Origin of the sequence: Muricoccus roseus (assembly GCF_900141905.1) — a bacterium.
GTDB lineage: Bacteria > Pseudomonadota > Alphaproteobacteria > Acetobacterales > Acetobacteraceae > Roseomonas > Roseomonas rosea.
This window is the reverse complement of sequence record NZ_FQZF01000025.1, coordinates 1-22,379: the sequence shown is the minus strand read 5'-3', so window position 1 is coordinate 22,379 and position 22,379 is coordinate 1. Positions and strand designations below refer to the sequence as shown.

Annotated in this window: 20 protein-coding genes; 12 read left to right on the top strand and 8 right to left on the bottom strand. The window is 71.8% G+C overall.

The window, feature by feature from the left end:
* Position 1 precedes the first annotated feature (1 nt).
* Both BUB97_RS18560 and BUB97_RS18555 read left to right on the top strand, forming a co-directional pair.
* Entirely contained in the window at positions 2 to 1,168 is a 1,167-nt protein-coding gene (locus BUB97_RS18560; RefSeq protein WP_073137515.1) for a glycosyltransferase family 4 protein, read from the top strand.
* On the top strand, positions 1,165 to 3,339 hold the full coding sequence (locus tag BUB97_RS18555; RefSeq protein ID WP_073137513.1) for a hypothetical protein: 2,175 nt from the start codon (positions 1,165 to 1,167) through the stop codon (positions 3,337 to 3,339). The genes BUB97_RS18560 and BUB97_RS18555 overlap by 4 nt, the downstream gene beginning before the upstream one ends.
* 21 nt (positions 3,340 to 3,360) lie before the next feature.
* On the opposite strand, the gene BUB97_RS18550 is transcribed toward BUB97_RS18555, so the two are convergent.
* The gene (locus BUB97_RS18550; protein WP_073137511.1) at positions 3,361 to 4,230 is read right to left on the bottom strand and encodes an FkbM family methyltransferase; all 870 of its coding nucleotides are present in this window, start codon (positions 4,228 to 4,230) and stop codon (positions 3,361 to 3,363) included.
* Between the two features lie 125 nt (positions 4,231 to 4,355).
* Here BUB97_RS18550 and BUB97_RS18545 point away from each other — a divergent pair, with 125 nt between their 5' ends.
* Entirely contained in the window at positions 4,356 to 5,321 is a 966-nt protein-coding gene (locus tag BUB97_RS18545) for an NAD-dependent epimerase/dehydratase family protein (RefSeq protein WP_073137509.1), read from the top strand.
* Here BUB97_RS18545 and BUB97_RS26320 read toward each other — a convergent pair.
* The gene (locus BUB97_RS26320) at positions 5,302 to 5,466 is read right to left on the bottom strand and encodes a hypothetical protein (protein ID WP_175562681.1); all 165 of its coding nucleotides are present in this window, start codon (positions 5,464 to 5,466) and stop codon (positions 5,302 to 5,304) included. The two genes, BUB97_RS18545 and BUB97_RS26320, sit on opposite strands and share 20 nt — an antisense overlap.
* 276 nt (positions 5,467 to 5,742) lie before the next feature.
* On the opposite strand from BUB97_RS26320, the gene asnB reads away from it, so the two are divergent.
* The 3 genes from asnB to BUB97_RS18530 are packed head-to-tail and all read left to right on the top strand — an operon-like array spanning position 5,743 to position 10,245.
* Positions 5,743 to 7,680: an asparagine synthase (glutamine-hydrolyzing) gene (asnB, locus tag BUB97_RS18540; RefSeq protein WP_073137507.1), complete on the top strand. Its 1,938-nt coding sequence runs from the start codon at positions 5,743 to 5,745 to the stop codon at positions 7,678 to 7,680.
* Positions 7,681 to 7,684: 4 nt separating this feature from the next.
* Positions 7,685 to 9,259 carry an oligosaccharide flippase family protein gene (locus BUB97_RS18535; RefSeq protein ID WP_175562680.1) on the top strand — a complete coding sequence of 525 codons (1,575 nt, stop codon included), beginning with the start codon at positions 7,685 to 7,687 and terminating at the stop codon, positions 9,257 to 9,259.
* A 20-nt stretch (positions 9,260 to 9,279) separates the two neighbouring features.
* Positions 9,280 to 10,245: a hypothetical protein gene (locus BUB97_RS18530; protein ID WP_139281388.1), complete on the top strand. Its 966-nt coding sequence runs from the start codon at positions 9,280 to 9,282 to the stop codon at positions 10,243 to 10,245.
* A gap of 40 nt (positions 10,246 to 10,285) precedes the next feature.
* On the opposite strand, the gene BUB97_RS18525 is transcribed toward BUB97_RS18530, so the two are convergent.
* From BUB97_RS18525 to BUB97_RS18515, 3 genes are all read right to left on the bottom strand, one after another.
* A complete protein-coding gene (locus BUB97_RS18525; RefSeq protein ID WP_073137501.1) occupies positions 10,286 to 10,762 on the bottom strand; it encodes a helix-turn-helix domain-containing protein in 477 nt (158 codons plus the stop codon).
* A 286-nt stretch (positions 10,763 to 11,048) separates the two neighbouring features.
* Positions 11,049 to 11,693, bottom strand: a complete 645-nt coding sequence (locus BUB97_RS18520) for a DNA-3-methyladenine glycosylase family protein (RefSeq protein ID WP_073137499.1) — start codon at positions 11,691 to 11,693, stop codon at positions 11,049 to 11,051.
* A 9-nt stretch (positions 11,694 to 11,702) separates the two neighbouring features.
* Entirely contained in the window at positions 11,703 to 13,106 is a 1,404-nt protein-coding gene (locus BUB97_RS18515) for an L-lactate permease (protein ID WP_073137497.1), read from the bottom strand.
* 139 nt (positions 13,107 to 13,245) lie between these two features.
* On the opposite strand from BUB97_RS18515, the gene BUB97_RS18510 reads away from it, so the two are divergent.
* Genes BUB97_RS18510 through BUB97_RS18500 form a run of 3 tightly spaced genes read left to right on the top strand, consistent with a single transcriptional unit; the run spans position 13,246 to position 17,434 of the window.
* Positions 13,246 to 14,790, top strand: coding sequence for an OpgD/OpgG family glucan biosynthesis protein (locus tag BUB97_RS18510; RefSeq protein WP_073137495.1), 1,545 nt, complete (start codon positions 13,246 to 13,248; stop codon positions 14,788 to 14,790).
* The gene (gene mdoH, locus BUB97_RS18505) at positions 14,766 to 16,928 is read left to right on the top strand and encodes a glucans biosynthesis glucosyltransferase MdoH (protein WP_073137493.1); all 2,163 of its coding nucleotides are present in this window, start codon (positions 14,766 to 14,768) and stop codon (positions 16,926 to 16,928) included. The genes BUB97_RS18510 and mdoH overlap by 25 nt, the downstream gene beginning before the upstream one ends.
* Positions 16,925 to 17,434 (top strand): 2'-5' RNA ligase family protein, encoded by a 510-nt coding sequence (locus BUB97_RS18500; protein ID WP_073137491.1) that lies wholly within the window; start codon positions 16,925 to 16,927, stop codon positions 17,432 to 17,434. The genes mdoH and BUB97_RS18500 overlap by 4 nt, the downstream gene beginning before the upstream one ends.
* Before the next feature lie 5 nt (positions 17,435 to 17,439).
* On the opposite strand, the gene BUB97_RS18495 is transcribed toward BUB97_RS18500, so the two are convergent.
* Together BUB97_RS18495 and BUB97_RS18490 are read right to left on the bottom strand one after the other, a co-directional pair.
* Positions 17,440 to 17,736 carry a hypothetical protein gene (locus BUB97_RS18495; RefSeq protein ID WP_073137490.1) on the bottom strand — a complete coding sequence of 99 codons (297 nt, stop codon included), beginning with the start codon at positions 17,734 to 17,736 and terminating at the stop codon, positions 17,440 to 17,442.
* 131 nt (positions 17,737 to 17,867) lie between these two features.
* Positions 17,868 to 19,037 (bottom strand): M20/M25/M40 family metallo-hydrolase, encoded by a 1,170-nt coding sequence (locus tag BUB97_RS18490; protein ID WP_073137488.1) that lies wholly within the window; start codon positions 19,035 to 19,037, stop codon positions 17,868 to 17,870.
* A gap of 141 nt (positions 19,038 to 19,178) precedes the next feature.
* Between BUB97_RS18490 and BUB97_RS18485 the strand changes: the two genes are divergently transcribed.
* Complete coding sequence (locus BUB97_RS18485; protein WP_073137486.1) at positions 19,179 to 19,895, top strand: hypothetical protein; 717 nt, start codon at positions 19,179 to 19,181, stop codon at positions 19,893 to 19,895.
* A gap of 3 nt (positions 19,896 to 19,898) precedes the next feature.
* The gene (locus tag BUB97_RS18480) at positions 19,899 to 20,633 is read left to right on the top strand and encodes an aspartate/glutamate racemase family protein (RefSeq protein ID WP_073137484.1); all 735 of its coding nucleotides are present in this window, start codon (positions 19,899 to 19,901) and stop codon (positions 20,631 to 20,633) included.
* 47 nt (positions 20,634 to 20,680) lie between these two features.
* Here BUB97_RS18480 and BUB97_RS18475 read toward each other — a convergent pair whose 3' ends face one another.
* Positions 20,681 to 21,268 (bottom strand): IS5/IS1182 family transposase, encoded by a 588-nt coding sequence (locus BUB97_RS18475; RefSeq protein ID WP_073137482.1) that lies wholly within the window; start codon positions 21,266 to 21,268, stop codon positions 20,681 to 20,683.
* Positions 21,269 to 21,550: 282 nt separating this feature from the next.
* Between BUB97_RS18475 and BUB97_RS25915 the strand changes: the two genes are divergently transcribed.
* Positions 21,551 to 22,300 (top strand): hypothetical protein, encoded by a 750-nt coding sequence (locus BUB97_RS25915; protein ID WP_139281387.1) that lies wholly within the window; start codon positions 21,551 to 21,553, stop codon positions 22,298 to 22,300.
* Positions 22,301 to 22,379 lie beyond the last annotated feature (79 nt).

Below are 22,379 nucleotides of genomic sequence, written 5' to 3'. Positions count from 1 at the left end.
CGTGACCACGCTCTATCCCAGCGCGGCTCGCCCCAATCATGGCGTCTTCGTGGAAAACCGGCTGCGCCATCTGCTCGCCGGCGGTGAGGCGACGAGCACGGTCCTCGCGCCCGTTCCCTGGTTCCCCTCCCGCTCGCCGCGCTTCGGCGCCTGGGCCGCCTTCGCCAGTGTTCCCGAGGTCGAGGAACGGCACGGCATCGCGGTGCATCATCCGCGCTACCTCGCCCTGCCGGGGGTGGGCATGCTCACCAACCCGCCGGCGCTCCATCACGCGCTGCATGCGGCGGCGCTCGGCCTGATGCGAAGCGGCCGCACCTTCGACGCGGTGGACGGCCACTACCTCTTCCCCGACGGCGTCGCGGCGGTATGGCTCGCGCGCCGCCTGGGCCTACCCGTGGTGCTCACCGCGCGCGGTTCGGATGTCAGCCTCTGGCCACACCGGCCCCTGGCGCGTCGGCTGATCCAGGGTGCCATGGCGCGGGCGGACGCGCTCATCGCCGTCTCCGCCGGGCTGCGCGACGGGCTGCTCGAGCTCGGCGCGCCGCCGGGCAAGGTGACCGTGTTGCGCAACGGCGTGGATCTCGGCCTGTTCCGCCCGCCGCTGCAGCGGGAGAGCGCGCGGGCCGCGCTCGGCCTGGGCGAGGAGCCCGTGCTGCTCTCCGTGGGGCTGCTGATCGAGCGCAAGGGGCACCACCACGTCATCCGCGCCCTGGCCGACCTGCCCGGGCACCGCCTGCTCATCCTTGGCGACGGACCCGACCGCGCCTCGCTCGCCAGTCTCGCCGAACGCTGCGGCGTGGCCGGGCGCGTCCGGTTCGAGGGCGCCGTGCCCCATGCGGCGCTGCCCCGCTATTACGGCGCGGCCGATGCGATGGTGCTCGCCTCCAGCCGCGAGGGCTGGGCGAATGTGCTGCTGGAATCCATGGCCTGCGGCACGCCCGTCGTGGCCAGCCCGGCCTGGGGATCGCGCGAGGCCGTCGCGGCGCCCGAAGCCGGGATCGTGCTCGATGCCGCCGATCCCGCGCGGATCGCGGAGGGCGTGAGGCGCCTACTGGCCGCTCCGCCCGACCGCGCCGCCACGCGGGCCTATGCCGAGCGCTTCGGATGGGAGCAGACGACGGAGGGGCAGCTCGCGCTGTTCCGCCGCGTGCTGCGCTGGGCGGCATGATCCCGCGCCGGGAGGCGCTGCTCCTGGGCGCCGGGGCGCTCATGGGCCTTCCCGCCCAGGCCCAGCCGCGCGCGCCCGCCGCCGCGCTGCCGACCGGCGTCGTCCTGGCCCAACCGCTGCCCTGCGCCGACCGGCCGGAGAGCATCACCGGCCTCCTGTTCGAGGGGTTGGGCGCGGGGGAGGGCGGTGTGGTCGTGCTGGGCCAGGCCTTCCGCATGGGGGACCTGCCGCGCGGCGCATCCCTGGGGGCTCGCCTTCCCGATGCCCGCCGCATTGCCGCACAGGCCGATATCATGTCCCGGCATCCCGACGGCTCCGCGCGTTTCGCGGTGGTCGCCCTCGCCCTGCCGATGCCGGGACGTGGGGAACGCATCGGAGTGGTGCTGTCGCGTGAGGAGGGGGCGGCAGCGCCGCCGCTCGACGCCAAGGCCGCCCTGGCCGGGCGGCGCGCCACGGTGACCGTGACGCCCGCCGGCGGCACGCCCTGGGTCGCGGACCTGATGGAGATGCTGCGCGCGGGCATGGCGGCCGGCCTGCAGCCCTGGCAATCCGGCCCGCTCGCCCTGCAATGGCGGCTCGCGCGGCCGGTGCCGCCGGAAGTCGTTGGCGCCAGCTCGATGCGTCTGGTCGTGGACCTGTCGCTGCGCGCGGATGGAACGATGTGGGCCGATGTCTGGCTCCGCAACGACCTGGCCATGCGCCCGGGCGGCGGCACCGCCGACTACGCCCTGACCGTGACGCTGGACGGGCGGGAGGCGCTGCGCAGCGGCCCGGTGCGGCACGGCCACTACCAGGCCTGGGGCCGGCTGCTCGGCGCCGGGCGAGAGGGGCGCCCCGCCGCACCGCCGCCCGCGCTGCGGCCCGATACCGCCTATCTCGCCGAGGCCGGCGTGGTGGCGCGCTACGACCTTTCAACCGGCGTCGAGGAACGCTTCCTCGACTCCCTGTCGCGCCTCCGGGCGGACCCGGGCTGGGATGCGCCGCTCGCGCCGCGGAGCATCGTGAAATCCATGGGCGCCGGCGGCGGCCGCCCCGATCTCGGCCCCGCGACCGCTTGGCAGACGGCCTGGCTGATGACCGGCGACCCACGGGCCGCCGCCTTCGTGCTCGACCAGGCCGAGGCCGCCGGCGCGGTGCCCTGGCACTACTGGGATGCCGCCGGGGGCGCGGACGGGAAGGGCGGCTGGATGGATGAGCGCCGCTGGCCGCGCTTCTGGTCCGACCCGCGCGGCGGCCGGCCGCCGCTCAGCCTGCTGCAACCCATCCCGCGCGACACGGGCTGGGGCGAGGACCCGGCGCACCAGCCGGACCTGTCCTATGTCCCCTATCTCCTCACCGGCCGTCGCGCCTTCCTCGACAACCTCCAGGCCCAGGCCGCCTGGAACATTACGTCGAACTGGCCGGCGAACCGCTACGACCGCAGCTGGTCCGGCCCGATCAACGGCCTGAACATCGTGAAGAACCGCCAGGTCCGCAGCGCGGCCTGGGGGCTGCGCACGCTGGGCGCCGCGGCCTGGATCAGCGGCGATGCCGACCCGATGGCGCCCTATCTGCGCGAAGCCGTCGCCGCGAACTGGGCCTGGATGCGCGAGCAGATCCCCGCGCTGAACGCGATGCAGGGCGAGGCGCATGGCTGGTGGCCGCCGACCTCCTTCGGCCCGCGCGGCGATGCCTCGCCCTGGCAGCAGGACTACCTCGCCTCCGCCGTCGCCTCCGCCGCGCGCATGGGCAATGCCGATGCGCGCGCCTTCCTGGCCTGGATGACCAACTTCCTCGTCGGCCGGTTCGAGGCGGAAGCGAAGGGCTTCGCGCGGCATGACGGCGCCGCCTACACGCTGGCGATGGTGCCGGCGGGCGTCCCGGGCGCGGCGCCCTATCGCAGCTGGGCCGAGATCGGCGAGCAGACCCGCCTGCGCGGCCTCTCCAATGGCGATGGCTGGCGTACCAGCGGCGGCGAATATGGCCGGCTCGCGCTGCAATCCCTCGCCCAGATCTCGGACGTGCTGGATCACGCCGCGGCGCGCCGCGTCTATGGCTGGCTGAGCGAGGCGGGCGCGCCCTTCACCGACGCCCAGTCCCATGCGCGCAGCCCCACGCTGAACATCGTGCCGCGCGGGGTGGTGCGGGTGCCCGCCCGTGCCCCGCGCTGCACCACCACGCGCCGGGGCTGAGGCATGACCCGCCCCGTCTGCCTAGCCCCGCATCCAGATCACGTCGCCCACCAGCCTGCCGGTGAGCGGACGCAGCGTTCCCCCCGCGGGTTCATGGGGATGGAAACCCAAGCCCCCGAGCAGCGCGCCGATCTCCTCGATGCGGTAGCCGTACCGGGCAGCGTGTCGCTCCTGCAGCTCCGTCTGGATGGCAGCACCGGCGCTCGCTGCCAGCACCCCGCGCGCCCCACGCAGGACCGGAAGCTCGAAGCCCTCCACGTCGATCTTCAGGTAGTCCAGCCGGGTCAGTCCCAGCTCCGCCATCGCGTCGTCCAGCGTCGTCATGGGCACGCGCGTGCCGCCACCGCCGGCCTCGCCCGGCGCACGCACATGCGTCTCCCCCGGATTGGCGGCCTGGAACTCCATCTCGATCTCGCCGGCCTCCTCGCCGAGCGCGCGGTTCAGCCCCGTGACCCAGGGCAGCTCGTTGGCGGCCACGTTGCGCGCCAGGTAGCCGAAGGTGCGCGGATGCGCCTCGAAGGCCACCACGCGCCCGCCCGGCCCGACCAGCCGCGCCGCCGGCAGGGCGTAGGTGCCGATATTCGCGCCTGCATCGACGAAGACCGAGCCGGGCTTCAGCCGCGCGCGGATGAGCTCCCAGATCTCCGGATCCCGCGCTCCGCCGACGCAGAGCGCGAAGGAGGAGAAGTTGTTGGGCATGGTCGTGAAGGCCTGCCCGTCCGGACTGCGGAAGTCGATGTCGCCGCCCCGGAGTTCCGCCGCGGTGAATCGCAGCGCACGCGCGGCGGTGCGCAGCGGCGCCGCGCGGAAGCGGTCCGTGGCGTACATCCATGGCAGGCGCCAGCGCAGCGCGCGGAGCGGGGGCGGAACCATCCTCGTCAGCGTCGTCATTCGTCTTCCTTCCCCGAGCGGGACGGCATGACGAAGGCACGCCGCGCGCGCCGCGTCCAGCATCTTGTTGCGGCCAACACGCCGCCACGCACCGACATCAAACACAGAGTGGAGGGCTTCGGGCCATGTCACGCGTCCTCGTGACCGGCGGCTGCGGATTCATCGGCTCGCATCTCTGCCTCGCCCTGCGATCGGCGGGACATGCGGTGCGCGTGCTCGACGATCTCTCCAGCGGATCGGAAGAAAATCTCGCGCCAGGCGCGGAGCTGATCCTGGGCGACGTCGCGGATCCCGCGACGGCAAGCCTCGTCATGGAAGGGGTGGACCTCTGCTTCCACCTCGCCGCCATCGCATCGGTCGAGCGCGGCGCGCTCGACTGGCTGGGCACGCATCGGGCGAACCTGACGGGTGCGATCACGGTGATGGACGCGGCGAGGGCGCGGCGCATCCCCGTCATCTACGCCTCATCCGCCGCCATCTATGGCGATGCGGCGACATTGCCGATCACCGAGGATACCCCGCCGCGCCCGCTCTCCGCCTATGGCGCGGACAAGCTGGGTTGCGAGCTGCATGCGCGTGCCGCGGGCGTGGTGCATGGAATCCCGACACTCGGCCTGCGCTTCTTCAACGTCTTCGGCCCGCGCCAGGATCCCCGCTCACCCTATTCCGGCGTGATCTCGATCTTCTGCGACCGGCTGAGCCGGGGCGAGGCCGTGACGATCCATGGCGACGGAAGCCAGACCCGCGACTTCGTGCCGGTGGCGCAGGTGGTGGCGGCGCTGCTGGCCGCGCCGCGCGCTGCCTCGGTCATGGCGCCGGTGGTGAATGTCTGCACCGGCCAGGCGACCTCGGTGCGCATGCTGGCGGAAATGCTGGAGCAGGCCTGCGGCGCGCGGGGCGCCATCCGCCACGGGCCGCCCCGCTCCGGCGAGATCCGCCACTCCATCGGCTCGCCCGCGCGCGCCGGCGAGCTTCTCGGCCTTGGCGCGCCGCCCGATTTGCGCGACGGCCTGGGGGAGGTGCTGGCCTGGCTGAAAGCCGGCCGCCCCGGTCTCTCGCCGCGCCCCGTGCTTACGCCAGCCACCGGATGAGGGCGAGAATGCCGATCCAGAGAAGCGTCCCGGCGCCGAGGATGACGAGCGCCGCCGCAGGCCAGGGAAGGCGCCGCGCGCGCAGCGCGGGCACCCGCTCCATCGGGCGGTCATGGGCCAGTCCAGGGATGTCTTCGCGGATCATCAAGGCGCCGGTTCCGTATCCATGCGGATCGCACTCGTCCCATCAAGGGTCGGGAGGCAGGCCATTCCTTGAGATGCGCTTCCTCCGCATGAAGGCAACGCTGGTCTCCGGGCTCGGCTCGCGCGGATGCAATAACATGAACGTGATCTCTGGGACAGCTTCTCTGAAAAACGGAATGCAACTGTTGCGGCCGTCCCACACCGCGGCCGCCGTCGCACGCCACGGGACACGTCGCGCGGAAGAAGGCGCTGAAGGAATCGCGGAAGGGATCATGTCATGTGCGGCATCCTAGGGGTCTTCCATCCCACCCGGCCGAGGGCTCCGGCCTTCAGCCACCTGCGGGACATGGCCGCGGCGCTCCGCCATCGCGGGCCCGACGGCGCCGGGTTCCACTGCGAGCCGAATCTCGCGCTCGGACATCGGCGGCTGGCCATCGTCGATCTCGAAGGCGGCGTGCAGCCGATGTCCACCGACGACGCGGGGCTGACGGTCTCCTTCAACGGCGAGATCTACAACCACGCGACGCTGCGGACGCAGCTCGAGGCTGCGGGGCACCGCTTCCGCACCCGCTCGGACACCGAGGTCATCCTGCATGGCTGGCGCGAATGGGGGCTGGGCGTGCTCGACCGCCTGGGCGGCATGTTCGCCTTCGCCCTGTGGGACCGCCAGCGCGGAGAGCTGCTGCTCGCGCGGGACCGCCTCGGTGAGAAGCCGCTGCACCATGCCATGCTGCGGGACGGCACCTTCGCCTTCGCCTCCGAGATCGCGGGCCTTCTCGCTCAGCCGGAGCTGTCGCGGCAGCTCGACCCGGCCTCGGTCAACGACTATCTCGCGCTCGGCTACATCCCCGACCCCGCGACGATCTATGCCGGCATCCGGCGCCTCCCAGCCGGGCATTTCCTTCTCCTGCGACGCGGCGAGGATCGCATTCCCGCGCCGCAGCGCTACTGGGCGCCGCCCAGCCGCGTCTCCGCCCCGGCGGAAGCGCCGGCCGGAGGTCTCGAGACGCGTCTCCGCCGCGCCGTGCGGGACCAGATGATGTCCGACGTGCCGCTCGGCGCCTTCCTCTCCGGCGGGATGGATTCCGCATCCGTCGTGGCCTTCGCGGCCGCGGCGCGGGCCGAAGCGCATGGCCCGCCGCTCCGCACCTTCACCATCGGCTTCGACGGGGCCGAGGATGAGCGCCCGATGGCCGCCCGCGCGGCCCGGCATTTCGGCACCGCGCATCACGACGCCTCCGGCGACGCCGACTACCTCGCCGCCTCGCGCGAGGTGGCGCGCATCTTCGGGGAGCCCTTCGGCGACCATTCCGCCGTGCCCACCATGGCGGTCTGCGCCTTCGCGCGGCAACAGGTCACGGTCGCGCTCTCGGGCGACGGCGGGGACGAGATCCTCGGCGGCTACCGCCGCCACCGTTGGCACGCCCTGGCCGAGGCCGTGCGCGGCCATGTGCCGGGCCCGTTGCGCCGCCAGGTGCTCGGCCGCCTCGCACGGGCCTATCCGAAGCTCGACCGCGCGCCGCGCTGGCTCCGCGCCAAGCACACGCTGACCGAACTCTCGCTCGACAGCGCGCTGGGCTATTACCGCATGGTCTGCAAGCTTCAGGACGAGCGGCGCCTCGGCCTCTTCGCGCCCGCCATGCGCGCATCCCTCCAGGGGCACGACCCCGCCGCGCGCTTCGTATCGCTCATGGAGGCCTGCGACCCGGACGACCCCTTGCTGGCCGCCGGCTATGTCGACCTGCAGACCTATCTTCCGGGCGACATCCTGGCGAAGACCGACCGGGCGAGCATGGCGGTCTCGCTCGAATTGCGGGCGCCGATGCTCGACCACCGCTTCGTCGAATGGGGCCTGGCCCTGCCGGGCTCCGAGAAGCTGCGCGGCGGCGTCGGCAAATGGGTGCTGCGCGAGGGCATGGCGCCGCATCTGCCGCCCGAGCTGCCGGCCGGCCCGAAGCGCGGCTTCGCGGCCTCCATCGCCGGCCAGCTCCGTGCCCGCGCGCCGGAGCTGCGCGCCCGTCTGAGCGGGATGGCGATGATGGACAGCGGCATCTTTGACCGCGGGGCGGTCCTGCGCCTTGTGGACGAGCATGTCTCCGGCACGGCCGACCACGCCCAGGCCCTGTGGCAGCTCCTCGTCTTCGAGGCCTTCCTCGACGGGGAGGATGGTCCGCTCGATGCCGGGCTCGCGCTTTCCGACCCGGTGGGTGCCTGAGCCGATGAGCACCACGCGCTCGGTGGGCACCCTCGTCGCCGCTGGCGCCATGGTCATGGTGCTGGGCCGGGTGGCGATGCGCAGCGTCAGCGTGGTCAGCACGCTGCTGCTCGTCCGCCTGCTGCAGCCGGCCGATTTCGGGCTGGTTGCCCTGGCCGCGGCCGCCTTCGTCATCGCGGACCAGCTCACCACCACCAACTACGCCGTCGCGCTGGTGCGCCGCCCGGAGGTGGACCGCGACCTCTACGACACGGCCTGGACGATGAACGTCATCCGCTGCCTGATCCTCGGCGGCCTCGTGGCCGCCACGGCGGACCTCCAGGCAGGGATGCTTGGCGATTCACGGCTCGCACCGGTGCTGATGGTCGTCGCGCTGACCGTCTCGCTCGATGGGCTGGTGAGCATCGGGATGGTGCGGCTGCAGCGGGAGTTCCAGTTCGGAAAGGTCTTCCGCTACCAGATCGCGGGGAAGATCCTCTCCTTCCTCCTCACCATCGCGCTCGCCTTCATCATGCAGAGCTACTGGTGCCTCGTCCTCGGCAATCTCGGCGCCAAGCTGTTGCTCATCCCCTATTCCTATTTCCTTGCGCCGCACCGGCCCCGCTTCTCCCTGGCCCATTGGCGGGAGCTGCTGCATTTCTCCAAATGGATGATGGCGCTGAACCTCTGCCTCGCGGCGGACGGGCAGGGGCCGAACCTCGTCCTCGGGCGGCTGATCGGCGTCGAGGCGGTCGGGCGCTACAACATCTCCTACCAGATCGCGGCGACGCCGGTCACGGAGCTCGCCGCGCCGATCCGCGCCCCGATCTATTCGGGCTATGCCCGGGTCCTCCACGACCTCCAGGCGCTGCGCCGCCAGTTCCTGGAGGGCTTTGCCCTCATCTGCACGCTGACCGTGCCGCTCTCCGTCGGCATCGCGCTGACAGCCCCGGAGGTGCAGCACCTCGCCCTCGGCCCGCGCTGGACAGGAACGGAGACGCTGATCGTCCTCTGCGCGCTCTATGCGCTGGTCGACAGCCTGTCGCACTTCACCTTCAACATCTTCTCGGTGCTCGACCGGCAGCGGCGCTTCGCCGGAATCTACGCGCTGCTCGTGCTCGTCCGGCTCCCCTGCATCATCCTCGCCGCCCTCTGGGCCGGGGCCGAGGGCGTCCTCGCCGGAATGCTGGCGACCGGTCTCATCAACGGCCTCGTCTGGCACTGGCAGGCGGGGCTGCTGCTGGGCCACGGGCTGGCCGATGTGGGCCGGCGGGTCTGGCGCGCCTTTGTCGCGGCCGGCGCCATGGCAGCCATGGTCCTCCTCGCGCGCGACCTGCTGCCGGCCCCTACGGCGGACACGCTCCAGGCAGGCCTGCGCCTGGTGGCGCTCGCCATGCTCGGCGCGGGCACGCATGTCGCGGCGCAGCTCGCCCTATGGCGCCTCTCGGGCGCGCCGGCCGGGGCGGAGCGCCGCATCCTCGATCTCTCGGCCTCCGGCCTGGCACGTCTCCGCGGGGCATGGTCCCGCCGCGGCGTCGGCCGGAAGGCCCCAACACCCCCGGGCACGGCGCAGCCAGGCGCCGGTGTCCCGACAATCTGACCAGGAGGAGGACGCGTCCCATGTACTTTTACCGCCACCGTCGCATGGTCGCCTATTGGTGGTTCGACCGGGCCATCCGGGGAATCCACGACACGCCACCCATCCGCGTGGTCGATGCGCCCTGGACCATCGTCAGCATGGTCGCACCCAAGCACATCGCCATGTATCTGCTGAGCATCAAGGCCTTCTACCGCCGGGTCGGGCGCGGCAAGGTCGTCGCCATCATCGACCGCGACATGCCGCAGGAAACCCGCGACACGCTGCGCCGCCACGTGCAGGGCATCGAGTTCCAGGTGCTGGAGGACATCGATGTCGGCCCGTGCCAGCGGGGCGGCACCTGGGAGCGGATCCTGTGGATCCTCGACCGGGCGCGCGACGAGTATGTCGTGCAGATCGACGCCGACGTGCTGGCCGTGGCGCCGGACGTGAACGAGGTCCTGCGCTGCATGGAGGAGGGCACCGCCTTCACCATGGCCGACGCGCACCAGATCATGTCCATGCGCGAGGCCGCGCTCTACGCGCGCAGCATCGACGGCGACTATATCGGCGAGGTGTCCGAGCGCATGTTCGACCGCTACCCCGGCCATGAAGCGCTTCGCTACGTGCGCGGCTCCTCGGGCCTGGCCGGCTTCGCCCCGGGCGGCTTCTCCAGGGAGGGGCTCTACCGCTTCCATGAGAAGATGGAGGCGCTGGTCGGGCCGAAGCGCTGGCGCGAATGGGGCACGGAGCAGTGCGCCTCCAACTTCGCCGTCGCCAACACCGCCGGCGCGGTGGTCCTGCCCTATCCCGCCTATGCCAGCTTTCATCCGCATGGCCCGCGCGGGGAGACCAAGTGCTTCCATTTCATCGGCAGCTACCGCTTCGATGAGGGCTTCTTCGCGGCGCATGGCCGGCGCGAGATCGCGGCGCTGAACGCCCGCCCCACCCCGCCGCGGCCGGGCTTGGCCGGGCGGCGGCTGGAGGAGCCGGGCACCGCCGCCCCGTGACGCGGCAGGGGCGGAGGCCGAAGGTCCCCCGCCCCGCCGATCAGTTCCGATGCCCCTGGGGCTCACCCAGCCCCAGGGCCGGCGGCTCTCCCGGCCGGGAGAAGCTCTCGATGAAGGAGAGGATGCGGGAGCGGAGCCGCACGTCCTTGATGCTGTAATAAGCGTCGACGAGTTCCATCGTCTCCCGCTGCCCCATATGCCGCTCCAGCGCCCGCGAGGCGGGATCCGGCTCCGCATCGGCACCCGGCCCGCCCAGGGCTTCCGGCAGCTCCTCGAAGAAATAGGTGATGGGGACCTGCAGGATCTGCGACAGCCGGAACAGCCGGGCGGCGCCGATGCGGCTGAGTCCGCGCTCGTATTTCTGCACCTGCTGGAAGGAACAGCCGAGCGCGGCGCCCAGCCGCTCCTGGGTCATGAACATCATCGTGCGGCGCAGGCGCACCCGGCTGCCGATGTGCGCGTCCAGCGCGCAGGGGCGCCGGCTGCTGCCGTCCAGGTCGATCCCGATGGCGTTCATGGCGCGGCCACCCTGCGTGGCGCCGCCGCCGGGTTCGGGTGCTCCGCAAAGCCCGGCCAGGCGGAGGCGCTTGGCCCGTTTCGGACGGGCGAGCGGGACAGGAAGAGCGATTTGGTTCTCATGGAACGTTCCCCAGCTAAACCGCTCAACGGCAAGGGACGCGCCAACGAAAAACATCCGATGGAATCAGCAACTTGTGAGCGAGTTGCCCGGGCGGGACGGCCGGCCTGTCAAGCCGGTCGACACGAAAGCCACGACGCCGCGGGCACCCCTCCGGCCAGGGGGCCTAGATCGCGACAGGCGCCTTGAAGCGCCCCTCCTTGTTCAGGTCCGCCGCGCGCCAGAGATACCAGGCCGCCGCCGTGCGGAACGGCGCCCAGGCCTGGCCGATCGCGGCCAGCTCCTTCGGCTTCGGCTGGGTCTCCAGCCCGGCCGCGAGGCGGTAGCCCTCGCGCACGCCGAAATCGTCCACGGGCAGGATGTCGGGCCGGCCGAGGGTGAACATCAGCAGCATCTCCACCGTCCAGCGCCCGACACCCCGCAGCGCGACCAGCCGCTCGATCAGCGCCTCGTCGGAAAGCCGGGCGGCGGCGCGGCGCGTGGGCACCCATCCCGCGGCGGATTTATGCGCGATGTCGAGGATCGCCGCCTGCTTCGCCCCGGAGAAGCCGCAGGCGCGCAACGCCCCCTCGGGCAGGGCCAGCACCTGTTGCGGCGAGGGAAAGGGCGCGTGCGGCACGAGGGCGATCAGCCGGTTCAGCATCGCCTCCGCCGCGCGTCCATGCACCTGCTGGTGCGCAATGGCGCGCACCAGCGCCTCATAGGGCTCCCGGCCCTTCACCGGCTTCAGCCGCATGGCCCCGACCTGGGCGATGACGGGACCGAGCACGGGGTCGGCGGCGAGGTGCAGGCGGGCGGCGCGGGCGCTCATCCCACCCGCTTACGCCAGAGCGCGCAGGATCGCCACGGCCGCCCAGCCGATGACGGGCACGGCGAGGATCAGCGGCATCAGCCCGCGCCAGAGCGCGGGCGGCCGCGTCCCATCCGCCAGCAACCCGCAGATCATCGCCGTCATCGCGAAGGAGAAGGCGGCGCCCGCGCCGCCGGCGAAGTTCTGGATGCCCGGGGCCAGCCAGGGCGGCAGCCCCGCCGCGAGGCCGAGATCCGCCTGCACCGGCATCATGGCCGAAGCGGCGCCGACATTGCTGCCCGTGAGCAGGCCGCCCAGCATGCCCAGCGGCGGGATGGCATAGGGGGCGAGCGGCCCGAGCCCGGCCGCGATCGAATGCGCCAGGGCGGTGGCCGCGCCGGAGCCCGCCAGCCAGCGTCCGAGCACCACATACAGGATCATGGCCAGGGCCGGCCGCCGCATCCGCCCCATCGCTTCCCGCAGCCGGTGCAGCCCATCCCGCCGCGCGGCCAGGAAGCCGAGCGACATGGCCCAGAGCACCACCGCGACATGGGTGAGGGGCAGGGCCGGCAGATCCGCATAGGGCTGCCAGGCCGGGGCGCTGTGCCAGGCGTGGGCCAGCAGGAGGCAGGCCGTGAGCAGCGCCCAGGGCCCCGCGGCGGCCAGCGCGGCGCGCCGGGCGGCCGCGTCGCGCGGGGGCGAAAAGTGCCAGAGCGCCGGCAGCAGCACGAGCCCGGAGGTGAGGAGCCCCACGGTCTCGGGTGGCATGGAATAGGCGGAGAGGAGCAGGAGCGCGGCCATCGAGGCCTGCAACCCAAGCTGCGCCAGCCGCTCGCGGCGTGGCACTTGCAGCCCGGCATGGGCAAGCAGGGACCACAGCACCGGCGGCGCCACCATCAGCCAGGCCGCATGCGGCAGCGCGCTGACCATCGACACCTCGGCCATCGGCCGCTGCGCCAGGGCCGCGCCCAGCGCCAGCCCGGGCCCCAGCGCTCCCCAGGGCGCCAGCCAGCAGGAGAGCACCGCCATCCCGCCGGCCGCCACGCCGCGGATCCCCATGGCCCGGCACGCGCCAAGGGTGAACACCGCCCCCACGCCGAAGCCCGTCGCGCTTTCCACGAAGGAGCCGGCAAGGACCATGAGATAGGCCCGGCGCGGGGAGGGCGGCACCGCCCCGGTCGCGCGCGGCGCGGCCACGAGGCTGAAGAGCAGCCCGCCCGAAAGCGTGGCGACCGGCATGGCGCCCAGGAACAGCGCCCGCAGCGTCTCGCTGCCCAGGAACCGTGCCAGGCCCAGGCCAGGCGGAAGGGCATGGGCGATGGCCGGGAGCGAGGCGGCAAGGGCCATGAGGCAGGCCGGCACCGGCGCCACGCGGCCGGAGCCGAGGAGGCCGAGCAGCAGGAGAAGCGGCAAGGCCTGGAACAGGATATCCATACGCGGTAGGCAAACCCCCATACGCGTGCCCACCGGGACACGGCCTATGCATTTCGCAGTGCAGCAGGAAACCATCCTGCCCCCGCCCGTTCTAGGGCGGACGCCTTGCATAGGTTAATCCCGTTTCACGAGGTTTGATTTGCACCGCCGCGCCCTGATCGCCGGATTGAGCCTGGCCGGGTTGCTCCCCAGCATCCCCGGTACCCTGATGGACCGCGCCGAGGCCGCGGACGATCCGGTGCGCCCCTTCGACGACACGACCGTGCGCCAGATCGCGCGTGACCTCGCGACCAAGCCCTATGCCGCGCCGGAGGAGCGCCTGCCGGGCCGGCTGGGCGATATCGGCTACGACGAGTACCGCGACATCCGCTACGACCCGCGCCGCGCGCTCTGGCGGGCGGACAACCTGCCCATCCAGATGCAGCCCTTCCACCGCGGCTTCCTATTCAAGCAGAAGGTCTCGCTCTTCGAGGTCGCGGACGGACGCGCCACCCCCATCCCCTACGACGCCTCGGCCTTCACCCTGGGCGCGCTGAACATCGCCCCGCCCACCGAGGATATCGGCTTCGCCGGCTTCCGGCTGACCAACCCGATGAACCGGCCCGACCATTTCGACGAGGTCGCGGCCTTCGTCGGCGCCTCCTATTTCCGGGCCATCGGCAAGGGCCACACCTACGGCCTCTCCGCGCGCGGCCTGGCCATCGCCACGGCCGAGCGCTCGGGCGAGGAATTCCCGGTCTTCCGCGCCTTCTGGCTCCAGAAGCCGCAGGCGCAGGGGAATTCCATGGTGGTGCATGCGCTGCTCGACAGCCCGAGCACCACCGGCGCCTTCCGCTTCACCATCCGCCCGGGCGAGGAGACGGTCTTCGACGTCGAATCCCGCCTCTATCCCCGCGTGGAGATGGCGACCGCCGGCATCGCGCCGCTCACGAGCATGTTCCTGCTCTCCCCGCTCGACCGCGCGGGAATGGATGACTATCGGACGGCGGTGCATGATTCGGATGGGCTGATGCTCTCGACCGGCCGCGGCGAGGCGATCTGGCGCCCTCTGGCCAACCCGCGCGAGCTGCAGATCAGCGTCTTCACCGACGCCAATCCGCGCGGCTTCGGCCTGATGCAGCGCCGCCGCTCCTTTGACGACTACAACGACCTGGAAGCGCGCTACGAGCGCCGCCCCGGCTGCTGGGTGGAGCCCATCGGCGACTGGGGCGAGGGCGCCGTCCACCTGGTGGAAATCCCGACCACGGAGGAGATCCACGACAACATCGCCGCCTTCTGGCGGCCCAGGGCGCCGCTGCGGCCGGGGCAGGAATACAGCTACGTGTACCGCCTGCACTGGGCGAGCGGCGCGGCCTTCTCTGCCGGCGGCCGCCAGCCGCCCGCGCAGTTCGGGGAATCGCGCCAGGGTGCCAAGCCCTCCGTCCAGGGCACCCGGCTCTTCGTGCTGGAGGCGAAGGGCGGCCGGCTCGCCGATCTGCCACAGGGCGCGCAGCCCGTGCTGGACGTGACCGCCAGCACCGGCCGGATCGAGAGCGCGGTGCTCCAGCGCAACCCCGAGACCGGCGGCTGGCGCGCGACCTTCGAGCTGATCCCGGGCAACCAGAGACTGGTGGAACTGCGGGCCCTGCTCAAGGATGAACAGGGCCCGCTGACCGAAACATGGCTCTTCCGCTGGACACCCTGACAACACCGCCGCCGGCCGCCGCCGCGCGCCTCCCGGCCATGCCGGAGGAGGCGCCGCTGGCCATGCCGGTGCAGGATCTCCGCGCGAAGCCCGGCCGGGTGCCGGCACCGGAGACCGGGCCGCGCGGCATCTGGTGGCGCCGCGCCCTCGTCTTCGGGGCCGCGCTGGTGCTGACGATGTTCGGCGCGCGGGAGATGGCGCTCGTTCTGGACATCGACGCGCCGCTGCGGCCGGGCAGCATCGTCCTCGCGCTCTTCGTCCCGCTCTTTGCCTGGATCGCGCTCTCCTTCGTCAGCAGCCTGTGCGGCGTCGTCAGCGTGATCGCGCGGCGCGGCTGGGGGCTCGGCATCGACCCCCATGCACCGCTGCCCGCCCTCGCCACCCGCACCGCCCTGCTCATGCCCGTCTACAACGAGGATCCGCGCCGCGTGCTCGCGGGGCTGGAGGCGATCCACGCGGCGCTGCGCGAGGCCGGCGCGGCGGATTCCTTCGACCTCTTCATCCTCAGCGACACGACCGACCCCGATGCCTGGGCGCGCGAGGAGGAAGCCTTCCTCGCGTTGCGCGCGCGGGCGGGGAACGGCGCGCGCATCTTCTACCGGCGCCGCCCGAAGAACATCGACCGCAAGGCCGGCAACATCGCCGACTGGGTGCGCCGCTTCGGCGGCGCCTATCCGCAGTTCCTGATCCTCGACGCCGACAGCGTGATGTCGGCCGAGGCACTGATCCGCATGGCCGCCGCCATGGAGGCGCATCCGCGCGTCGGGCTGATCCAGAGCCTGCCGGTCATCGCCAACGGCCGCTCGCTCTTCGCCCGCATGCAGCAGTTCGCCGGCCGCCTCTACGGCCCCGTCATCGCGCATGGTATCGCGTTCTGGCATGGCGCGGAGGGCAATTACTGGGGCCACAACGCGATGATCCGCACGGAGGCCTTCGCCTCCGCCGCGGGCCTGCCGCACCTGCCCGGGCGCAAGCCCTTCGGCGGCACCATCATGAGCCACGACTTCGTCGAGGCCGCGCTGATGCGCCGCCAGGGCTGGGCCATCCATTTCATTCCCGCCCTGCCGGGCAGCTACGAGGAAAGCCCGCCCGCCCTGTCCGATCTCGCGATCCGGGACCGGCGCTGGTGCCAGGGCAACCTGCAGCACCTGGCCGTGCTGCCCACGCGCGGGCTGCACCCGATCAGCCGCAGCCACCTGCTCGTCGGCATCGGCTCCTACATCACCGCGCCGATGTGGCTCGCCTTCCTCATCTGCGGCGTGCTGCTGGCGTTGCAGGCGCGCTTCGTGCTGCCCGTCTATTTCCCCCAGGGGCCCGCCCTCTTCCCGCACTGGCCGGTGGTGGATCCAGTGCGCGCGAAATGGGTCTTCATCGCCACCATGGGCCTGCTGCTCGTGCCCAAGCTCCTGGCCTGGGGCGCGATGCTGACAGACCCCGCCTGGCGGCGCGGGCATGGCGGCGCCATCCGGTCCCTCGTCAGCGTGGTGGTGGAAACCGTGGTGGCCGGCATGCTCGCCCCCGTGACGATGCTCACGCAATCCGTGGACGTGGTGTCCATCCTGCGCGGGCGCGATTCCGGCTGGTCGGCCCAGACCCGCGACGACGGCAGCCTGCCGCTCCGCCAGGTGGCACGGCTCTACTGGCGCCACACCGTCTTCGGCATCGCCTTCGGCGTCGCCGCCTTCCTCGTCTCCCCCTATCTGGCGGCCTGGATGTCGCCCGTGGTCATCGGCCTCGCCCTGGCCATCCCGCTCGCGGCCTGGACGGCGCGGCGGGATGCCGGCCAGGCGCTGCGCCGCGCCGGGCTGCTGCTCATCCCGGAGGAACGCGACCCACCCTCCATCCTCCGCCGCACCCTGGCGCTGCGCGAGGAATGGGAGGCGATCGCGCCGGAAGGCGAAGCCCTGGCGCGGCTGCGTTCCGACCGGGCGCTGCTGGCCGCCCACCGCGCCATGCTGCCCGAACCAGGGCCGGCGCGGCCGGATGCGCTGGATGCGAACCTCGTCATGGGCCTGGCGCGCGTCGCCGCCTCCGCCGACGAGGCCGAGGCGCTGGCCGTGCTGACCCGCGGCGAGAAGGCGGCCCTGCTGGGCGACCCCCGCGGGCTGGAGGCGTTGCTGGCCCTGCCGGCGCGGTGACCGCGGCTCCGCTAATCCTTACCCTGGCCTTCGACCGCGCCGCCTTTCAGCGGCTGGACGCCCTGCGCCGCGCCCATTTCCCGCCTGAGCGGAACTGGATCCCGGCGCATCTGACGCTGTTCCACGCCCTTCCCGGGGAGGAACTGTCCGAGGTGGTGGCGCATCTGGGGGCAGTCTGCGCCCGGCAGGCGCCTCTTCCCCTGCGCTTCACCGGCCTGCGCTCCCTCGGCCGGGGCGTGGCGCTGGAGGTTGAGGCGCCCGGGCTCCTCGCTCTGCGGCAGCAGCTCGCCCGGAATTGGGCGCCCTGGCTCATGCGGCAGGATGCCCAGGGCTGGCGGCCGCACGTCACCATCCAGAACAAGGCCGCACCCGAAGCTGTGCGGGCGCTGCTGCAGGAGCTGTCGGCCGGCTTCATCCCCTGGGAGGCGCAGGGGGAGGGGCTCCTGCTCTGGCATTATCGCGGCGGCCCGTGGGAGGGAGCGGCGAGCCTTTCTTTTGAGGGCTGAGACCGTCAGCGCGCGCTGGTGGCGGGGCGACGCCGCGCCGGTTGGCGGGGCTGGGCGGAAGCCTGGCCGGCTTGGGCGCGGGCGGCGGCGGAGCGACGCCGGATGGCTTCGCTTCGCGTCATGGGCCGGCCCATGCTGTTGAACTCGGAATTCGTCGCCTGGCCTGCCGACCAGCCCGGCCGGGAGACGGAGCCCGACGTGCCTCCGACCGGCGCCGCGCTCACCGCCGCCTGGGCAAGGACAGAGCCGGAGCCGAGAAGGCCGCCCAGCAGGATGACGGCGGGCGCAAGGAGGCGAGGCATGGCACGTTCCCATTCGTGAGACGATGCGCATGAATCGGTCCTCCCGCCGGCTGCCGCAAGGCCTGGGCGGCGTTTTCTGGGAAGGGATCATCCTGCGGGCGGAACGGCGGGGCTCCGCCCCCGAACGACCTTCAGACCTGGGCGAGGAGGCCGGCCAGCAGCTTCGCCCGGGGCACCAGGGAGTCCTCCCGGATGTATTCGCCGAGGGTGTGATAGCCGGCGCCGAGCACGCCGAGCCCGTCCAGCGTCGGGATGCCCATGGCGCCGGTGAAGTTGCCGTCCGATCCGCCGCCCGCGCTTTCATGGCCCATGGAGAAGCCGAGCCGGGCGCCGAGGGTGCGGGCCTGTTCGTAGAGCGCCATCACCGCCGCGTCGGGTTCCCAGACCGGGCGGGTGACGCCGCGCCGGACCTCCAGCGCTACGTCCGGGGCGGAGGCGGCGAGGGCGAGCATCTTCGTCACGGCGTCGTCGAGATCGGCCTGTCGCTTGGCCATGCTCAGCGCCTCGGCGTCGCAATGGGTGGCGACGCAGTTCACCCACTGGCCGCCATGGATGACGCCGACGGAATAGGTGGCGGCCTCGGTGGTCATGGACTCGATGGCCAGGATCTGGCGGCACATCTCGCGGATGGCGGAGCGGCCGTCGGAGAGCTTGGCGCCGGCGTGGCTGGGGCGCCCTGTCGTGCGGAGGTTGAAGCGGGCGATGGCGTAGCGGCCGGTGACGAGGCCGCCCATGGGGCTGTCGCCTTCGGGGCGGCCGGGCTCGGGGACGAGGACGACGGCGTGGCGGGCGGCCTCGGCCTCGATCAGGTCCCGGGTGGAGGGGGTGCCCACCTCCTCGTCCGGGGTGAGGAGGACGGTGACGGGGCGGGAGGTGGGGATGCCGGCGCGGGCGAGCTCGCGGATGGCCTCGACGGCGAGGAGGGTGCCGCCCTTCATGTCGCAGATGCCGGGGCCGTAGCAGCGGCCGTCCTCCCGGCGGAAGGGGAGGACCTTCAGCGTGCCGACGGGGTGGACCGTGTCGAGATGGGCGAGGATGAGGATGCCGGGGGCATCGCCGGCCGGGTGGGGGAAGCGGGCGCGGACGCAGCCGCCGAAGCCCATGCGGCCGGGGATGCGCTCGATGCGGGCGCCGAGCATGGCGAGGTCGCGCGCGGCGAGGTCCATCATGCGGTCCACGGCGGCGGCGTCGAAGGTCGGGCTTTCGCATTCCACCCAGGGGCGGAGGCGGGAGAGGATGGTGTCCGTCTCGAAGGGCAGGTCCAGGGCGGGCAGGGCGGCGTTGGCGGGCAGGGCGTCCATGGTTGCTGTTCCTCCGAGGGGCTTGCCCGCGCAGCCTGCGCGATCAGCGCGCGCGGGTGAAGGCCGGGCCGGCGCGTGGGGCGGCATGATGGCGGGGTTGCGCTTTGCTGTGGCGCCTCCGGCTGGGCTATGCGGAAGGCGATGAGTGACCCGCTGAACATCGCCCCGCTCCGCCTCACGCCGTTGCTGGGCCCGATTCTCTGGGCGGCAGGGGACCTGGCGCCGAATGAGCAGATGATTCCGCTGGGGGCCGAGCATGCCGCGGAGCTGGAGGCCGGCACGGGCCCGACGCCGCGGCTGGACGTGCTGGCGGAGGAGTTGCGGAGCCGGCTGGACCATGGGCGCGGCTTTGCGCTGCTGCGCGGCCTGCCGGCGGCGGCGGAGCCTGAGGCGGCGCTGCGGGTGATCGGGGCGCGGCTGGGCGAGGTGGTGCCGGCCTTGCCAAGTGGCGGGAGCCGGCATGTGGAGGCCTGCGATGCGCTGCTGCTGCGGGCCACGGCGCCGGGAACGGCCCGGCTGCGCTCGGCGGCGGCCATCCATAACGTGTTGCTCAAGGCGGACCGGGCGGGCCTGGCGGCGCTGTGCCAGCCGCGCGGGGAGCCGGCGGTTCCCATCTTCTCCCACGAAGGGGGGGCGTTCGCGGCGCGCTGGGACGATGCCGCGCTGCCGCCGGACCGGCTGCCGGCGGCGCTGGAGGAGGCGCTGGGCGAGCCGCTGACGCTGAGCCTGCGGACGGGAGATATCCTGGCGCTGAACCCCTTTCTTGTCTGGGCGGACCGCGTGCCGGGGGCGGCGGTGCTGGCGCTGCGCGAGAACCCGTCGCGGCTGGACACGGCGGCCTTCGCGGCGCTTCGCTAGCGCATGCGGATTCTCGTCGCGAATGCGAACACCACCGAGGCGATCACCCTGCGCTGCGCCGAGGCGGCGCGGGGGGCGGCCTCGGCGGGGGTGGAGATCGTGCCGGGGACGCCGCGCTTCGGGCCGGCGGTGATATCCTCGGGCCTCGAGAACGCGATCGCGGCGCATGGGGTGCTGGACCTGCTGGCGGCGCATGCCGGGCGGGTGGATGCGGTGGTGCTGGCCGTTTCCCTGGACACGGCGCTGGATGCGGCGCGGCAGATGATGCCCTGCCCGGTGGTGGGGATGACGGAGGCGGCCTGCCTGGCGGCCTGCATGCTGGGGCCGCGCTTCGGGCTGGTGACCTTCGGGGGGACGGAGAGCTACCGGCAGCTGATCCGCCATTACGGGCTGGGGGAGCGGTGTTCCGGGCTGGTGGGCGTGGATTTCACGCCGCAGCGGGCGCTGGTGGACCCGGAGGGCGCGGTGCGGGCGGTGGCCGAGGGGGTGGCGGGGCTGGTGGCCGGGGGGGCGGATTCCATCGTGCTCGGCGGGGCGGCGCTGGCGGGGATGGAGCCGGCGCTGCGCGAGGCCGCGCCCGTGCCGCTGCTGGACGGGATGGCCTGCGGGGTGCGGATGGCGGAGGCGCTGGTGGCGCTGCGGCCGGCCCGGGCGCAAGGCGGGCCGATGGCGCCGGTGCGCGGGCGGGATTCGGTGGGGCTTTCGGACGCGCTGGCGGGATTGTTGCGGGGCGGGTGAGGGGGCTTCGGGCGCGGCCGGCCGGGGGGTGAGGCGGGGCGCGGGCTTCATGGCCAGGCCAGGCGGACGGTGCGGGGGATGCGTCGGCGGCCCTGCGCGGCCTTTTGCAGCCAGGCGAGGGATTTCAGGCGGGTTTTGAGGGTTTTCAGCGCTTCCCGCGTGGTGGGGAGGGTGCGCGGGGCGAGGCGCGCGCAGGTTTCGGACAAAAGCGGGTCGGGCAGGAGCCAGGGCGGGCCGTTCAGGGCGGTGCGGAGGTCCAGCCGGCGGATGAGCAGGAGGAGGGGCATGCCGCCGATGCGGGCGGCGCGGCGGGTGGCGCGGAGGATGGCGTATTCGATTTCACGGAGGGGGTGGTTGGGAGCGGATTCCTTCAGGGCGTGGAGGAGGCGGTGCCAGAGGCCGGCATGGGTGAGGCGGCGGAAGTAGCGGGAGACGGTATCGGGTTTGCCGAAGCGCTCGGGGAGGGATTTCCAGGCGTGGGCGGGGGTTTGGGCGATGTGGAAGATGGCGTCCATGCGGGCGCGGAGGTCCGCGATGGGGCGGCCGCGCGGGGAGCGGGGGAGGAGGTGGGGGAGGAGGGCGTGCCACTGGGGGTCGGTGAGGGGGGACCAGGGGCGGGGTGGGGTGAGGGACATGGGACGCACCTTCGTCAGACCAGTGTCCTTGTATAGGATCTTAATCCTTTAGGCAAGCCGGTTCTTCGGCCAGTTGTAGTGAGTGCCAGGTAAGACGTTTGCACCCATGCTCTTCACCATACATCATCGTTTCGCAAGAGAACGGGGGTGCGAGTGGCGCGAGATCGCAGAAGGGTGTCTATCCAATATCGCCGGTTAGATGATCCTCAGACCTACTTCGGTCAAATGAGTTTGCAGGCCGCTATAACCCAAGCCCTGTCGGTCGAGAGAAATGGCGGGCCCATGCGGGATTTGGCCGAGCGACGATCTCAGGGCGAAGATCCAACCTACGGAACCGTTTTGCTGAATGAACTTGTAGAAGCTGAAGACTATTTTTTCGGTGAACTTGTAAGGTTTGAGCAAGGGGCCCAGCTGACCATGCTCAGCATGACAGGCGGCGGTCGTTCCTATAACTTGGTGCAGGCACGCGCTCCAGACGGTCACGAACCGCTTAAAGGCACACTTTACTTCATGGTGTTCGGAAATCACGTAACGCTTCTTCAAAACGACATAGGCGCAGGACGGCTGGAGAAATATCTCCGCTGGTTGTTAACTGTCGCGGCTCCCATCGTAACCCCCTCCGCGAATATTGTTCTTGCAGCTGAGATTGAAGTAGTGGATGGAACGTCCACACTGCCCTTGATCGAAAAAATTGCAATTAGTCCAACTCCGCTGCGGTCAGCTGATTTCGACCAAGCAGTCATTGCCACAGGTACGGACGGACCCAGAGGCGTGTCTAGGCAGTCGGTTTCTGCTCAAAGAACACTGAGTGTGCTACAGGCGGCCGGTGTAGATGATGCAGATATTCATCGCTTCCTGGAACAGAAAACCGAAATTCGGGTGACGGTTGAGATTGATTTCAAAGATGGGCGCAAAAACAAGCCCATCGGTATGGAGACAATTGGCAGAGTTTTCCGGAATATCGATCCGGATGATCTGGTGTTGAGGGGGCCTAAAGGGGCTCAGATAAAGGGTGACTTAACAGGTCGCTGAATTACTCGGCGTTCTGGAGCGTTTTCCCGTCGGAGGGACCAGCGGCTTTGCGCGTCCGGCCCGTTCCTACGAGCGGCAT